Annotated in this window: 16 protein-coding genes and 1 riboswitch; of the genes, 8 read left to right on the forward strand and 8 right to left on the reverse strand. The window is 41.9% G+C overall.

The genetic code is table 11. The features are described from left to right. Positions 1–29: 29 nt before the first annotated feature. Positions 30–1,478, reverse strand: coding sequence for a cardiolipin synthase (cls, locus tag LLY41_RS04665; RefSeq protein WP_304587060.1), 1,449 nt, complete (start codon positions 1,476–1,478; stop codon positions 30–32). 87 nt (positions 1,479–1,565) lie between these two features. Beyond that, positions 1,566–1,748 (reverse strand): YtzI protein, encoded by a 183-nt coding sequence (gene ytzI / locus LLY41_RS04670; RefSeq protein ID WP_095244524.1) that lies wholly within the window; start codon positions 1,746–1,748, stop codon positions 1,566–1,568. Positions 1,749–1,874: 126 nt separating this feature from the next. Here ytzI and LLY41_RS04675 point away from each other — a divergent pair, with 126 nt between their 5' ends. After that, positions 1,875–2,312 carry a Dps family protein gene (locus tag LLY41_RS04675; RefSeq protein WP_076261831.1) on the forward strand — a complete coding sequence of 146 codons (438 nt, stop codon included), beginning with the start codon at positions 1,875–1,877 and terminating at the stop codon, positions 2,310–2,312. 112 nt (positions 2,313–2,424) lie between these two features. Here the strand turns inward: LLY41_RS04675 and LLY41_RS04680 are convergent, their stop codons facing one another. Further along, positions 2,425–2,682, reverse strand: a complete 258-nt coding sequence (locus tag LLY41_RS04680; protein ID WP_035330414.1) for a DUF6154 family protein — start codon at positions 2,680–2,682, stop codon at positions 2,425–2,427. 280 nt (positions 2,683–2,962) lie between these two features. On the opposite strand from LLY41_RS04680, the gene LLY41_RS04685 reads away from it, so the two are divergent. Next, a complete protein-coding gene (locus tag LLY41_RS04685; RefSeq protein ID WP_304587061.1) occupies positions 2,963–3,292 on the forward strand; it encodes a hydrolase in 330 nt (109 codons plus the stop codon). A 132-nt stretch (positions 3,293–3,424) separates the two neighbouring features. On the opposite strand, the gene LLY41_RS04690 is transcribed toward LLY41_RS04685, so the two are convergent. Next, the gene (locus LLY41_RS04690; RefSeq protein WP_370460220.1) at positions 3,425–4,288 is read right to left on the reverse strand and encodes a DUF6612 family protein; all 864 of its coding nucleotides are present in this window, start codon (positions 4,286–4,288) and stop codon (positions 3,425–3,427) included. Between the two features lie 164 nt (positions 4,289–4,452). Between LLY41_RS04690 and ytkD the strand changes: the two genes are divergently transcribed. Beyond that, complete coding sequence (gene ytkD / locus LLY41_RS04695) at positions 4,453–4,920, forward strand: RNA deprotection pyrophosphohydrolase (RefSeq protein ID WP_095244521.1); 468 nt, start codon at positions 4,453–4,455, stop codon at positions 4,918–4,920. Positions 4,921–4,946: 26 nt separating this feature from the next. Here the strand turns inward: ytkD and LLY41_RS04700 are convergent, their stop codons facing one another. The 3 genes from LLY41_RS04700 to LLY41_RS04710 are packed head-to-tail and all read right to left on the reverse strand — an operon-like array spanning position 4,947 to position 7,531. After that, positions 4,947–5,756: an ABC transporter permease gene (locus LLY41_RS04700; RefSeq protein WP_095244520.1), complete on the reverse strand. Its 810-nt coding sequence runs from the start codon at positions 5,754–5,756 to the stop codon at positions 4,947–4,949. Further along, positions 5,734–6,513, reverse strand: coding sequence for an ABC transporter ATP-binding protein (locus tag LLY41_RS04705; RefSeq protein WP_095244519.1), 780 nt, complete (start codon positions 6,511–6,513; stop codon positions 5,734–5,736). Before LLY41_RS04705 ends, LLY41_RS04700 begins: the two co-directional genes overlap by 23 nt. Before the next feature lie 22 nt (positions 6,514–6,535). Further along, positions 6,536–7,531, reverse strand: coding sequence for an ABC transporter substrate-binding protein (locus LLY41_RS04710; RefSeq protein WP_304587063.1), 996 nt, complete (start codon positions 7,529–7,531; stop codon positions 6,536–6,538). Positions 7,532–7,686: 155 nt separating this feature from the next. On the opposite strand from LLY41_RS04710, the gene LLY41_RS04715 reads away from it, so the two are divergent. Together LLY41_RS04715 and LLY41_RS04720 are read left to right on the forward strand one after the other, a co-directional pair. Next, positions 7,687–8,472 (forward strand): alpha/beta hydrolase family protein, encoded by a 786-nt coding sequence (locus LLY41_RS04715; RefSeq protein ID WP_095244517.1) that lies wholly within the window; start codon positions 7,687–7,689, stop codon positions 8,470–8,472. 86 nt (positions 8,473–8,558) lie between these two features. Then, positions 8,559–8,801: a DUF2584 domain-containing protein gene (locus tag LLY41_RS04720; RefSeq protein ID WP_095244516.1), complete on the forward strand. Its 243-nt coding sequence runs from the start codon at positions 8,559–8,561 to the stop codon at positions 8,799–8,801. Between the two features lie 255 nt (positions 8,802–9,056). On the opposite strand, the gene pckA is transcribed toward LLY41_RS04720, so the two are convergent. Beyond that, the gene (gene pckA, locus LLY41_RS04725; protein ID WP_095244515.1) at positions 9,057–10,643 is read right to left on the reverse strand and encodes a phosphoenolpyruvate carboxykinase (ATP); all 1,587 of its coding nucleotides are present in this window, start codon (positions 10,641–10,643) and stop codon (positions 9,057–9,059) included. A gap of 218 nt (positions 10,644–10,861) precedes the next feature. Here pckA and LLY41_RS04730 point away from each other — a divergent pair, with 218 nt between their 5' ends. From LLY41_RS04730 to asnB, 3 genes are all read left to right on the forward strand, one after another. Continuing rightward, on the forward strand, positions 10,862–11,236 hold the full coding sequence (locus LLY41_RS04730) for a thiol-disulfide oxidoreductase DCC family protein (RefSeq protein WP_095244514.1): 375 nt from the start codon (positions 10,862–10,864) through the stop codon (positions 11,234–11,236). Between the two features lie 105 nt (positions 11,237–11,341). Then, a riboswitch (SAM riboswitch) is annotated at positions 11,342–11,457 on the forward strand. 306 nt (positions 11,458–11,763) lie between these two features. Further along, entirely contained in the window at positions 11,764–12,960 is a 1,197-nt protein-coding gene (metK, locus tag LLY41_RS04735) for a methionine adenosyltransferase (RefSeq protein WP_095244513.1), read from the forward strand. 294 nt (positions 12,961–13,254) lie between these two features. Further along, entirely contained in the window at positions 13,255–15,159 is a 1,905-nt protein-coding gene (gene asnB, locus LLY41_RS04740; RefSeq protein WP_304587064.1) for an asparagine synthase (glutamine-hydrolyzing), read from the forward strand. Positions 15,160–15,449 lie beyond the last annotated feature (290 nt).

Genomic DNA, 15,449 nt, shown 5'->3' on the forward strand with positions numbered 1-15,449 from the left:
AGAAAACGGGCTGATTTTTTCAGCCCGTTTTATAATATTGGCGAAAGCAGCCTTGAAATGGATTCCTTCAACTTTATCTTCAATGGCCTTTTTCTGTAATCTCCTGCAGTCAGGTTTGTTGAAAGCCGAACATCTTCCTTAAAGCTCTCAGTCAGTTCTTTTGAAACTTCCTGATCATAAATAAAAGCATTTACCTCAAAATTGAGCCTGAAACTTCTAACATCTATATTCGCAGTTCCTACCGATGATACTTTTTCATCCACTATCAGGGTTTTTGCATGTATGAAGCCATTTTCGTATATATAGATATTTGCATTTACTTTTAGCATCTCCCCAATATAGGAATAAGTGGCCCAATAAACAAACATGTGATCAGGTTTATTCGGAATCATAATATTTACTTCCACACCTGACAATGCAGCTATTTTCAAGGCGTCAAGAAGACTTGCATCAGGAATGAAATATGGGGTTTGGATATATATGGACTTACGTGCAGACGAAATCATTTTAATATAACCATTTTTAATTTGTTCCCATTCAGAATCCGGGCCGCTGGTAACAATCTGCATCCCTACGCTATCCTGGGACTCGCAGAGCGGGAAAAACTCAGGAGCATAGAAAATGTCATGGCGGTAGGAAGCCTGGTTCCAGTCCAGGATAAAGCGGGTCTGCAGAGAATGGACAGCACTTCCTCTGATTCTTAGATGGGTATCACGCCAATACCCGAACTTCGGATTCAGCCCGAGATATTCATCCCCAACATTAAAGCCGCCAACATACCCAATCCGTCCGTCAATGATGGCAATTTTCCGGTGGTTCCGGTAATTGATTCTTAAATTGATAAAATGCAGCCGCGAAGGGAAAAAGGCCTCAATTTCTCCTCCTGCAGCAATCAGCTCTTTAAATGCCCTTTTATGCAGGCTCCTTGAGCCAAGTTCATCATAGAGAAGCCTGACTTTAACGCCTTCCCTGGCTTTTTCCGTTAAGAGAGTGATTAAGCTTTTCCCAAGATTGTCTCTTTTGAAGATATAATATTGCAGGTGGATATGATCGGTTGCACTTTTTATATCCTCTACAAGTGAATTGAATTTATCTTTCCCGTCTGTAAAAATTCTGACCTCGTTATCCTGGGTCAATACTGAATCATTGTTTACAAGATGCATGTAAATAAGGTCTTTGGATTTTTCAATGATCTCATTACGAAAATGGAAATCCTTTTCCTTAATCCCTCTGATTTGGTTGTTCAGCAGTTCATCAATTCCAATTTTTTTGCGGTCTTCCCATTGGAACATCTTCCTTCGGGTTAAATTCTGTCCAAAGAAGAGGTACATGAAAAAACCAAGAAGAGGAAGAAAGAATAAAACCATGAGCCATGCCCATGTGGCGCCTGCATCCCTTCGCTCCAGAAAGATAACAAACACAGCCAGGATAATATTTAATACTAAAAATACTGTAAGCATCATGGAGTATATATCCATCTTAATGTCCTCTCCACATGTATTTTTCCGTCCCTTTAAAAAGAAAACCTCCGGCTGTACGGAGGCTGTTTATATAATAGTGTATGCTTACGAACGGCTTTGGTTATCTTCTTGCTCCTCGTTAGCCTCTTTTTGTTCCTTGCCGCTGTCAGGAAGCGGATCAATCGGGTCTACCGTATGCTTGAATTGGTAAGCCTTTGAAGTAGTAATGACGCTAAGCAGCAGAACCACAATCACGATAATGATCGATATGACTAATACCGTATACATATTTCTCCCCCTTTTCACTCAATATTCTACCATGAAAGCAGCTCAATAATGAAAAATTTCGCCATGGCCCTGTACAGGTTTTAATTCTGCCAAGGTGGGTATTCTATTGTTGGGAGGATGATTATTATGAGTAAAGAATTAGTAAAAGCTGTTAACCAGCAAGTAGCAAACTGGACAGTTCTATATGTAAAACTTCACAATTACCATTGGTACATTAAAGGAAAAAACTTTTTTACCCTACATGCAAAATTCGAAGAGCTTTATAATGAAGCCAACGTACATGTAGATGAACTGGCTGAGAGAATCCTTGCTCTTGAGGCTAAACCGGTTGCAACAATGAAAGAAGTTCTGGAGACCAGTTCTCTTAAAGAAGCGACAGGAAAAGAAAACGAAGAACAAATGGTTCAATCTGTCGTTGACGACTTTGAAAAAATGGTGGACGAGCTTCAGGAAGCAATCGAGCTTGCAGAAGAAGCCAAAGATGAAGGAACAGGCGACATGCTGATTGCTGTAAAGCAAAGCTTAAAAAAACATATCTGGATGCTTAAAGCATACCTTGGATAATAAACAAAGACTGGCTGCAAAGCTGGTCTTTTTATGTGGGAAAAAATTAAAAAAGCGGCTTAGCGCCGCCTTGGAGTATATGGATCGTTATTCTAATTCGGATATGTATAGTTTAGTGTATGTTTCGGTGGTGAATGATCGGGCTTCTGCGCTGGCCGTAATTTTCACTGGCAAACTTCCCTTTTAAGCTCTCGATCAGATAAAGCCCCATTAAATCATATAATTCCTGATTATCAAGGTCCTTGATAATATTCAGCAGGTCTTCTCTGTCCATTTCTTCTAAGAAGGCAAAAGCGAGCATATCGATATCTTCTTCATCACCAGTCAGCTTATTCCTGTAAAGTTCATATAGCTCATCAATCAGTTTCATGATAACACCTCCTTAAAAAATTCTCCGGTTTTCTATAGTATACTTAATTAATACCCCTGATGCAGAAAAATATTCACCCCATGCCAATTGGAAAAGCGGACTTCCAATTTGTTTAACTTAGTATATGTCAGCTTAAGAAGAATGATCGTAATTTTGTATAATTTTATCATAAATGTGGGATACGATAACTAAAGAAATGAAAAATATCGTGATATGTAAAGAAAAACTAACCGGTGTTGAATCTGCGTCACAGCAATGAACAATAAAGGGGCTGACAGGATTGGAAGGAAATAAAAAGACGTATTATATAACGCTTGGTTCGGGTGAGATATCTCAAAGTGCCACTGACTCCACCTGGAATTATAAAATTGAGGCAAATGATGATGAAATTATTGCACTAAGAGAATATTTTGACCAGAACTATTCAACAGAATGGCAAAATTTTTTCAGAGCCCATGTTCCTTATGTTCAATACCATTATGACCGTGAAAACGATGCCTATGACGAAACAATGAAACGAATATATGGAATGATATATGATCTTGGAGATGATGAAGCAAGAAAGCATATTGAAAGCATGGGAATCCTGACAGAGGATGAGCATAAATAGAAAAGCGGAAGCGACTTGCCCACCCCGACAAGCTTGTAACCTCGAGGGGGTAGGCGCTGTAGCTAGACAGCTCTCAAAGTACTAAGTTAAAAATTATATAGTAGAAAAGCTGAGGCAAGCGCCTCAGCTTTTCTACATTTCCATTTCCACAGCTGTATCAAGAACTTCCTGTGGAACGGCAATAGCCTCAACTTTATTATAGTTTGAGTATTGGCCGTTCATGTTCTGCTTCATGGAGATTGTTTGGCCTTCAGCCGTGATTTCCATGTCCATAATCATATTCAGCACGCTCGGGTAAAAAGTTTCTTTATCAATCACAATTTCATATTCCACTCCCTTGATGTTCATGTTATCAAGCATTTCACCATTGGCGGCCAATTCAGGAGGGAGTGTTTCTGCTGCCGTTTCCTTCACGAAATCATTAAATTTTTCTCCATCGGCTTTCAATTTCAGGATATAGCTTTTTGCATCCTGTTCAAAGGTGAAATCGTCCACAAATTCCTGCAGTTTCTTCAATTCCTCACCAGGATTCGTCTGCTGGCTGGACATTTGAAGCAAATCATCAGACATTTCTTTAGGGAACTTCATCCACTGCTGTTTGGCAGCTTCATAAAGAAACATTCCTTCTTCCGTAAAATAGCTTTCAATATCATAAGATTCTTCTGCCATGGACATAGTCATTTTTTGATAAAAAGCCATCGGCTCTGTTGTGACATTCATGTCAATGACAGAATCGATATTCATATTTTCCCCTTCAGCACCAGAGCTCATTTCCTGGCTCATATCCATTTTTACTGAGAAGCTCTTTAGCTCTTCCGAAGCCTCCGTTGATTTCTTTAAAACTTCCTCCAATGTCATTTCAGAAGCTTCTTCTTTTTTTGCTTCTTCATTTTCTGTGCCGGCTGCTGATTCATTAACAGGTTTGGCTGTTTCATTGCATGCAGTCAGCATTAAAACCATTAAGAAGCCGGTAAGGATTGCGAGAGATTTTTTCAAGATATACACTCCTCTATTTATGTTAGTCACCTAATTTTACGGGCAAAAAAGGAAAAAAGTTTCAAAAATATGTAATTTGATACTTTAGCCCCAGAAGTTTTTAAAAATGTGATTAACCTTTATAATGGAAACATCAAAATTTATTTATCGAGTGAGGGAATAGCATGGAAACCTTTTTGGACGAAAACGGCGGGAAAGTGCGCTTTTCTTTTAATAGAAGAGCATTTGAAACCGAGCCTGAACATGTTCTGGTCATTTGCCGCTATGGTGACCAATGGCTGCTGACGAACCATAAAAAGAGGGGATGGGAATTTCCTGGCGGTAAAAGAGAACAGGGTGAGTCTCTTGAGGAGGCAGCCAGAAGAGAAGTATATGAAGAAACAGGAGCAGACTTAAATAGTCTGCATTTTATTGGTGAATATGAAGTTAACCTGGGTAAAGAGCATTTTGTCAAAGCTATTTTTTTCTCAGAAGTGAAAAGTCTCAACAATACAAATCATTATTTTGAAACAAACGGTCCCATATTGACAGGGGAAAACCTGCTTGAAGACAGGTGGAACAGCCAGTACAGCTTCATCATGAAGGATAAAGTAGTTGAAAAGAGCCTCGAGAGAATTTTGAAGGAAAAATAAAAACGGCATGCGGTTTGCCGTTTTTTTTATGAACCATTCTTAATTAGTTTTCTCTCCAGGAGTTCAACCAGCTGATACATCACTGTTGCAAAAACAGCAATTACAAGCAATGAAAGCATAACAAGCGTGAAGTTGAATACTTGAAAGCCGTAAATAATCATGTAGCCAAGACCCTTTGAGGATACAAGGAATTCGCCGACGATCACCCCAACCCAGGATAACCCCACATTCACCTTTAAAGTTGAAATGATGGTCGGGAATGAAGCAGGCAAAATGGCTTCCCTGAAAATTTGAAATCGGTATGCCCCAAAAGTCTGAAGCACTTTAATATAATTGGGGTCTACCTCTTTGAAAGCCGTATACACGACAATGGTTGTGATGATGATCGAAATAATCGCACCCATGGCAACGATTGAAGTAAAGCTCGGGCCTAAAGCTACGATTAGGATAGGGCCAAGAGCAACCTTAGGCATTGAATTAAGGATAACCAAATAGGGATCCGCTATTTTTGAAAGCATAGGTGACCACCAGAGGATGGCTGCCAGGAATGTGCCTAAAAAAGTGCCCAAAATGAATCCAAATACGGTCTCAGACAAAGTGTAGCCTAAATCCACCATCAAGGTGCCATCCTGTATTTTGGTTAAAAATAATCCCCATACTTTAGAAGGTGCACTGAAAATCAGCGGGTCAATCCATTGCTTTTGGCTTGCCAGCTCCCACCCTGAAAAAAACACGATAAAGATGACAGCCTGATAGAAGCGGACCCACTTCTTTTCACGGTTCAGCGACCGGATATACTTCTGGTGGAGGAAGTTAACGTTCTCCTGCGGGTTCAAGGGACTCCAGCTCCTTCCATATAGTTTGAAAAATCGCTGGATATGCTTCATGATTTCTTGCGTTAAAAGGGGTTTCATCTCTTAATTCTTTCGGTATTTCAAATGTTTTATGAAGCTGTCCGGGCCTTGCGGAGAATAGAAAAACGCGATCACTCATGCTGATTGCCTCGCCAATATCATGGGTAACCAGTATGGCTGTTTTTCCGAAAGATTTAAGCGTGTCAGAGACCAGATCCTCAAGCTTTAGTTTGGTTTGATAATCCAATGCGGAAAAGGGTTCATCAAGCATTAGCAGCTTTGGACCGGTTGCAAGTGTTCTTACAAGGGCAACCCGCTGGCGCATTCCCCCTGAAAGCTGCTTCGGAAACTGTGACTCTACACCTTTTAGACCCATCTCCTGAAGGAGCTTCAGTGCATAAGCTTTTTTGTCAGGAGTAAGGCTATTCCCGATTTTTAGCCCCAGCAGTATATTTTCTTCAATGTTCTTCCAGGGAAAAAGATAATCCTGCTGAAGCATATACCCAATTTCATTTTCTGCTGTTTCAACCCGCTTTCCTTCAAGTGTGACAGTGCCCTCTGTGGGTTCCAGCAGGCCAGCTATGATGGAAAGCAATGTTGTCTTACCGCATCCGCTTGGACCAAGGAAGGAGACAAATTCTCCTTCCTCCACGTCAAGCGAAACATCGGAGAGGGCCGTGACAGCAGATGTTTTCGTAAAATAAGTGTGGTGGACAGCATCAACCTTCAGAAAATCCATGTCGGCCTCCTCTTTCGTTTAGTTACTTCATTACCCCTTCAGCAATCTCTGTGTTGACAAGTGTGCCATGCTCTATGCGCTTAGGGAGTTCTCCTGCTTCTTCCATAATGTTCTGCAGGTTAGCCCATTCTTCAGTATCCAGAATAGGATCTGTTGCAAAAGATCCCTGGCTCTTATAGCGGTCAACTACCATTTCAATGATTTCAAGCTCAGTGTTGTCAAAATATCCTTGAATAGCTTCTGCCGTTTCTTTCGAGCTATGCTGCTCAACCCATTGCTGTGCTTTATAAATCGCTCTTGTGAATTTCTCGACTGTTTCCTGATTTTCATCAATATAGCTTTGTTTCGTCATGAATGTGGTATAAGGTATATGTCCGGATTCGGTTCCAAAGGAAGCAACAATATATCCTTTGCCTTCTTTTTCAAATACACTTGCAGTAGGTTCAAAAAGCTGGACAAATTCACCGGTGCCGGATGCGAAAGCAGGAGCAATATTGGCATAATCAATATTTTGGATTAAATCCAAATCCTGGTGCGGATCAATGCCATGCTTTTTCAATACAAACTCGCCGGCCATCTGCGGCATGCCGCCTTTACGCTGCCCGAGAAATGTTTTGCCTTCCAGCATATCCCATGAAAAGTTTTCGATTTTATTGCGGGAAACGAGGAATGTTCCATCCGTTTGGGTAAGCTGTGCAAAGTTAATGACCGGATCATTGGAGCCCTGTGCCGAAACGTAAATGGAAGTTTCGGACCCTACAAGCGCAATTTCAGCGCTATCCGACAGAAGCGCGGTCATTGTTTTATCTCCGCCGGCTGTTGTTGTAAGCTCTACTTTAAGTCCTTCTTCTTCAAAGAAACCTTTCTCAAGGGCTACATACTGTGGAGCATAGAAGATGGAACGTGTCACTTCAGCAATGCGGACGGTTTGCATTTCATCCTTCCCGCAGGCTGCCAATGGAACGATCAGTATCACTGCAAGCACAAGAAGCATGCTTGTTTTCATCCATTTTTTCATAAGTCATAAGACCTCCCTTATGCTAAAAAAGTCAGATTAAAAGCCTAGGATATCGTATGAAAATCGAAAAAATGTGTGAATGCCCATGGAATTATTTTTAGAGGAAGGTCTAAAAGCTCAGACTAAAAGGAAGCCTCAAGAGGGAGGAAGACAACATGGAATTCAAAAACGGCCAAATCATCAATAAACAGAAATTTCCTTCGCCAAATCCGGCAATTGAATTATCGGTTGTTACGTATCAGGCAAATGGATTACATATAAAAGGCCTGCTGGCAGAGCCAAAGGGAGAGGAGCTATATGATGGATTCCTTTACCTGAGAGGAGGCATAAAAAATGTCGGAAAGGTACGGCCTTCCCGGATTGTCCAGTTTGCCTGTGAAGGTTTTATTGTATTCGCGCCTTTTTACAGAGGAAATCAAGGGGGAGATGGAAACGAAGATTTTGCAGGGGAGGACAGGCAGGACGCGTTTGCCGGGTTTACTCTTCTTCAGGAGCATGCCCGGGTAAAGAGAGTCCATGTTTTTGGTTTTTCACGTGGCGGTGTGATGGCATTGCTTACTGCAATCGAGTTTCCGCAAGCAGCCTCCATTGTCACATGGGGAGGGGTCAGTGATATGTTTCTCACCTATGTGGAGCGCAAGGATCTCCGGAGAATGATGAAACGGGTAATCGGCGGAACTCCGGTAAAGTTTCCGGAACGGTATAAATACCGCACCCCGCTTTTTCAGCTGGAGCAGCTGCAGGCACCTGTCTTAATCATTCATGGTGAACAGGATCATAATGTTTCGGTGGAGCATTCCTATCGCCTCGAAAAAAGGCTGAAGGCTCTTAATAAAGAAGTGGATAGCTGGTATTTCCCTGACTATACCCACTACTTTCCGCCAGCCGTGAACCGGAAGACGGTAGAGGATTTGGGTGCGTGGATGAAAAGTCATGAATGACGGATGATTTTCGCTTAAAGGCTTTCAGAGCAAGAAAAGCTGGGGTAAAATAGAGAAAAGTATAAAGAATGAAGGAGAGATATCCAATGGGTATGCCTTTAGAGCTGAACACAATGATCGTGACAAAGGGAAGGGAAAATAGACTTGATGAGAATTACTTTTCACTTGTCAAAGAAGGGTACAGATTATATCCCCTCGATATCCCGGTCGAAGTAAAAAGAACAATTGACGGCGACCTGAACGGAATGGGAGTCATCCGAAAAGTGGAATGGGAAAACAGCCGGACACTCATAACTTATCAGCTTGTTTCCTTAAACTCAACAAACTAGAAGAGCGCGCCTGGACAGAGTCCGGCGTTTTTTTGTTCAATGTGTTTCTGCTAATTCAAAAAAGAATTGCCGCGCAAACGGCAATTCTTTCTCTAAAATGATAAGAAAGTATTAATTTTAACTTTGAGAACTGTCTAGCTCCAGCGCCTACCCCCTCGAGGTCACAAGCCAATCCTCCCAAAAAGGCGAAGAACGCCTTTCTGTGAGGCTCGTCTTGTGCTTGTCGGGGTGGGCAAGGCGCTTGCGCTTTTCTTATTAGGCGATTGGTCCGCCTTTTTCTTCGATGTCAGATGAAACGCTTGAAAACTTCTTGAAGTTTTCACGGAATTTAGCAGCAAGTTCTTTTGCTTTCGCTTCATAAGCAGACTGATCTGCCCATGTTTTGTTTGGCTGAAGAACTTCATCAGGCACTCCTGTCACGTGCTGAGGAATTTCCAAGCCGAAAATCTCGTCCTTGATTGTTTCTACGTTGTTAAGTTCACCTTCTAGTGCAGCTTCCACCATAGCGCGGGTGTAGGCAAGCTTCATGCGTTCGCCGACTCCATACTCTCCGCCAGTCCATCCTGTGTTTACAAGGTAGACTTTTGCATTATGCTCATCGATTTTCTCGCCAAGCATTTCAGCATAACGATTTGCAGGAAGCGGAAGGAAAGGTGATCCAAAGCATGTAGAGAACGTTGCCTGTGGTGATGTTATGCCGCGCTCAGTTCCTGCAAGCTTGGATGTATAGCCGCTTAAGAAATGGTACATTGCCTGCTCTTTTGACAGTTTGGAGATTGGAGGCAATACGCCAAATGCGTCAGCTGTTAAAAATACGATTGTATTAGGATGTCCGGCAATGCTTGGGTCAACGATATTATCGATGGCCTGAAGCTGGTATGCCGCACGTGTATTTTCTGTTAAAGTGCTGTCATCGTAATCTGCAACCCGGGTTTCGCTGTTTACCACTACATTTTCCAGCACAGCTCCAAAGCGGATTGCATCAAATATTTGCGGTTCTTTTTCACGGGATAGGTTGATGCATTTCGCGTAGCATCCGCCCTCAATATTGAAGACGCCATTCGCAGACCAGCCATGCTCGTCATCACCGATCAGCTTGCGGTTCGGGTCTGCAGATAAGGTTGTTTTTCCAGTGCCGGATAAGCCAAAGAATAAAGCCACATCACCTTCACGTCCAACGTTTGCTGAACAGTGCATTGGAAGGATTCCGTTTTCTGGAAGCATATAGTTCATAACAGAGAAGATGGCCTTTTTTATTTCACCTGCGTATTCTGTTCCGCCAATTAAAACAGTGCGGCGCTCGAATGAGATAATAATGAATGTTTCGGACTTTGTGCCGTCAACAGCAGGGTCTGCTTTGAAATTTGGAGCAGAAATGACTGTGAACTCTGCCTGATGATCCAATAGCTCGTCTTCTGCCGGGCGAATGAATAACTGGTGTGCAAAAAGGTTATGCCAGGCATATTCATTGATCACCTGGATAGGCATGCGATGTTTTTTATCAGCACCTGCAAAGCCTTTGAAAACAAATACTTCTTCTTTTTCTTTTAAGTAATTGATTACTTTATTATAAAGATTGGAGAATGCTTCTTCAGAGATGGGCTGGTTTACGCTTCCCCAGTCCATTTTATCTTTATTCGATGCTTCTTCAACGATGTATTTATCTTTAGGAGAACGCCCTGTATACTTTCCTGTAGTAGCGCGTACAGCACCAGTGGAAGTAAGGCACCCTTCATTGCGGTTTAAAACTTTTTCCACAAGCTGAGGAACGGATAATTGCACTTGAATGTTGCTGCCATTTAATAATTCACTCAATTCGTTTGATATGCTTACAGAGTTCATCTGATGAATACCTTCCTTTTTCCCGATTTTTTTGTGAAAGTGATTACATCTCGAAATTAGTATAACACATTGAAATGATTAGTCTATACTATTACGAAACTTTTTTGTCTCTGTTAATAAATTGTCACAATTGGACAGCTAATCCACTTTGGCCGCCTTATAACCGATATATGCTATTATAGAAGAAAGTGTTAATTTTACAATGGGACTGATCTTAAATGAAAACAATTGCCCTATATGATGAAACTTGCTCGTTATGCAAGGAAACAAAGAGAATATTTAAAAAACTCGATTGGTTGAATAAAGTGGAGTGGATTTCCCTGCAGGAATATGAAAAAATGCCGGGTTCTTTATCATTTTCCAGACAAGATTTGCGCAAAGAGCTTCATCTTATTACCCCCTCGGGCAGCGTGAAAAAGGGTTACTATGCAGCACGGAGACTGCTGCTCCTATTTCCTGCATCCTTTTTGGTCAGCACCTTTTTATATTTACCTTTCACCGAACTTCTGGGCGATCCTGTCTACAAATGGATTGCTAAAAACAGGCATAAATTTCTAAAGAAAAAGTGTGATGATGGAAGCTGTTCCCTGTAAGGGGGAAACTGAATTATCCAAATCGTAATTTTACAGTTTAAATTAATGAAAATCTGTTGACATAGTTCGATAAAATACGGTATGATTCAACCTTGAACGGATACTCTCTTATCCCGAGCTGGTGGAGGGACAGGCCCTATGAAACCCAGCAACCTGCTAAAGGCAATAATCAGCAAAGGTGCTAACCTGACGCAAGGACGTAATTCCTTGAACGATAAGAGTGAAAGGCGCGAATCGATTTGCTTTCAACCTTTTCACTAATGAGAAGGTTTTTTATTTTGCAATGAAATGAACGGCTTTTGGAATGTACTATTTATGTGAGTTTTTGGCACGCTTATGAATGATGGACACATGGCATACTTGCCGGCGCTGTCTATTTTTCTAATAAAAACTCCATGTTTATTTCATACTACTAAGGGAATGAGTTCCGTATCAAACAGAGATCCATGAAATGACAGGGAAAATTATTTTTCCGCTTCCCCATTTCTTATTCTCGCTCAATTTTCTATTTATAAGGAGGAAGCCAGATGTCAACAAAACGTCGTTTGTTTACTTCTGAATCAGTTACTGAAGGTCATCCGGATAAAATCTGTGACCAAATTTCTGATGCAATCTTAGATGCGATTTTAGCTAAAGATGCGAATGCCCGTGTTGCTGCAGAGACTTCTGTAACAACTGGACTTGTATTAGTTGCAGGTGAAATCACAACATCTACATACGTAGATATTCCAAAAATCGTTCGTGAAACGGTAAAAGAAATTGGTTATACCCGTGCTAAGTATGGTTTCGATTCCGAAACATGTGCAGTTTTAACTTCCATTGATGAGCAGTCTGCAGATATCGCAATGGGTGTTGACCAGGCACTTGAAGCACGCGAAGGACAAATGAGCGATCAGGAAATCGAAGCAATCGGTGCAGGAGACCAGGGCTTAATGTTCGGTTTTGCCTGCAACGAAACGAAAGAGCTTATGCCTCTTCCGATTTCTTTAGCACATAAAATTTCCCGCCGCCTGACTGAAGTTCGTAAAGAAGAAATCCTTCCTTACCTTCGTCCGGATGGAAAAACTCAGGTAACTGTTGAGTATGATGAAAATGACAAGCCTGTCCGCATCGACACAATCGTTATTTCTACTCAGCATCACCCTGAAATCAGCCTGGAGCAAATCCAGCGCAACCTGAAGGAACATGTTATTAACCCGGTTGTTCCGAAAGAACTAATCGATGAGAATACTAAGTACTTCATCAACCCGACTGGACGTTTTGTTATCGGCGGACCTCAAGGGGATGCTGGTCTGACTGGACGCAAAATCATTGTTGATACTTACGGCGGATATGCACGCCATGGCGGCGGCGCGTTCTCCGGAAAGGATCCTACAAAGGTAGACCGCTCTGCTGCTTATGCTGCACGTTATGTAGCGAAGAATCTTGTAGCAGCCGGATTGGCAGATAAAGTTGAAGTTCAGCTTGCTTATGCGATTGGTGTGGCACAGCCTGTATCGATTTCTGTTGATACATTTGGAACAGGCAAAGTGGATGAAGATGTTTTAGTTGATCTGGTAAGAAAGCATTTTGATCTTCGTCCTGCAGGAATTATCAACATGCTCGGCCTTCGCCGCCCAATTTACAAGCAGACAGCTGCTTACGGACATTTCGGACGTACAGATGTTGACCTTCCTTGGGAGCGTACTGACAAGGCAGAAATTCTTCGTTCTGAAGCGCAATAGTAAATTTAAAAAGCGGGAGTTGCATTTACTGTGTAACTCCCGCTTTCTTTTTTGCGTCATAATACATATAGGGTGTTATTCGCTTTTCGGTCTTTATGCTCTATAGTCGTTTATCATTTTATGGTATCGTATAAACTTCGGATAATGGCTTAATTTTCCGTACAGAAACATTTTATATTCTGCGTGCTAATTATTAGCGATTAGTGGTAGTATTATAGGGTATGTTTTCTAAGACAAAGAGCCGTTAGGCTATATCTAAATATTGAGAATAGAATGGAGTAGGTGACGTACATAATGTGTGGTTTTATTGGTTGTGTACATGAAAAGGCACAAAATTACCGTGACGCAGATAAAGAACAATTTCAAAATATGAATGATATCATTACACACCGGGGTCCGGATGACTCAGGATACTATTTTGATGATCATATTCAATTTGGCTTCCGCCGGCTGAGCATTATTGATATTGAAAGCGGACACCAGCCGCTGACTTACGAGAATGAACGTTATTGGATTATCTTTAATGGTGAAATCTATAATTATGTGGAACTTCGTGAAGAACTTCTCAAAGCGGGCTTAAGCTTCGAAACAAGCTCAGATACAGAAGTCATCATTGCTCTTTACAGCCATATGAAAGAAAAAGCTGTTGAAAAATTGCGGGGTATGTTTGCGTTTGTCATTTGGGATAAACAGGAGCAGTCTTTATATGGAGCCAGAGATCAATTTGGGATTAAACCTTTCTTTTATTACGATAAGGGAGACCAAACGTTCTTTGGATCAGAGAAGAAAAGCATTCTATTGGCCCTTCAGAATGATGTATTAAACTATGACTCCCTGCAGCATTATCTGACCTATCAGTTTGTGCCTGAGCCAAACACGATGTCAGAGGGAATCAACAAGCTGGAGCCAGGCCATTATTTTACTAAAAAAATCGGTGCTCCGATGGATATTAAGCGCTATTGGAAAGCTGCTTTCCACCCTGTGCAGAAATCAGAAGCTGATTTTACAAAAGAAATCAGAGATGTGTTATTCGACTCGGTCAAAATGCATATGCGTGCCGATGTTCCTGTAGGTTCTTTCCTTTCAGGCGGAATTGATTCTTCCATCATTGCGTCGATTGCGAAGGAATTCCATCCTGCTATTAAAACATTCTCTGTCGGTTTTGAGCGCAATGGCTTCAGTGAGGTGGATGTAGCGAAAGAAACAGCGGAAAAGCTGGGTGTCGAAAACATCAGCTATATCATTACTCCTGAGGAATACATGAATGAAATTCCGAGAATCATGTGGCATATGGACGATCCGCTTGCCGACCCGGCATGTGTGCCTCTTTATTTTGTGGCAAGAGAAGCACGCAAGCATGTAACGGTTGTACTTTCAGGTGAAGGAGCCGATGAGCTGTTTGGCGGCTATAATATTTACCGTGAACCACAATCCCTGGAGGTCTTCAATAAAATTCCTGCCATCGGCAAAAAGCTTCTTCGCTTGATTGCAAGCATAATGCCAGAGGGAATGAAGGGTAAAAGCTTTATCGAACGCGGTGTCACGCCAATGGAAGAGCGCTACATCGGAAACGCAAAAATGTTTACAGAGCAAGAGAAGCGCAATCTGCTTCATGTCTATAAAGACAGCTTAAATTATACGGATATCACGAAACCTTTATATGAAGAAAGCCGCGGCTATGATCCGGTTGACCGCATGCAGTATATCGACATTCATACCTGGATGCGAGGAGATATTTTATTAAAAGCGGACAAAATGACGATGGCTCATTCTCTCGAGCTTCGTGTTCCTTTCCTTGATAAAGAAGTGTTTGAAGTGGCTTCCAAAATTCCGACCAGCCTGAAAACAGCAAATGGCACCACGAAATATATTCTTCGCAAAGCTGCCGAGGGAGTCGTTCCGGATCATGTACTGAACCGCAAAAAGCTTGGATTCCCTGTGCCAATCCGCCATTGGCTGAAGGACGAGATGAATGAGTGGGCGAAAAATATCATCCGTGAAAGCAATACAGATCACCTGATTAATAAGGACTATGTATTGCAGCTGCTTGAAGATCATTGTCAGGATAAAGCGGACAACAGCCGCAAAATCTGGACAGTTCTGATGTTCATGGTTTGGCATCAGGTATATGTGGAGAAAAAATACTCCTTTGAAAAAGAATACTTGTTAGATAAAGACTTGCAGCCTCTTAAAGGCTAATCAAAAGCGTCCATCAGGGATACCCTGGTGGACGCTTTTAGGAATAAGAATGTATAAATTTCTTAATTTAGATAATTGTCTAGCTCCAGCGCCTACCCCCTCGAGGTCATAAGCTTGTCTAGTTGCGGCTCCTAGTGACTCGGGGTCATAAGTCGTTTCCTTTCAGAAGGGAAAAACGCCTTCTTACAGGAACCGTCTTATGCCTGTCGTCCCTGGGCAGTCGCCTCCACATTTCGGGCACCCCTCCCAAAAAGGCAAAGAACGCCTTTCCGGAAGGTTCGTCTTGTGCT

It is taken from the genome of Cytobacillus firmus (genome assembly GCF_023612095.1).
Classification (GTDB): domain Bacteria; phylum Bacillota; class Bacilli; order Bacillales; family Cytobacillaceae; genus Cytobacillus.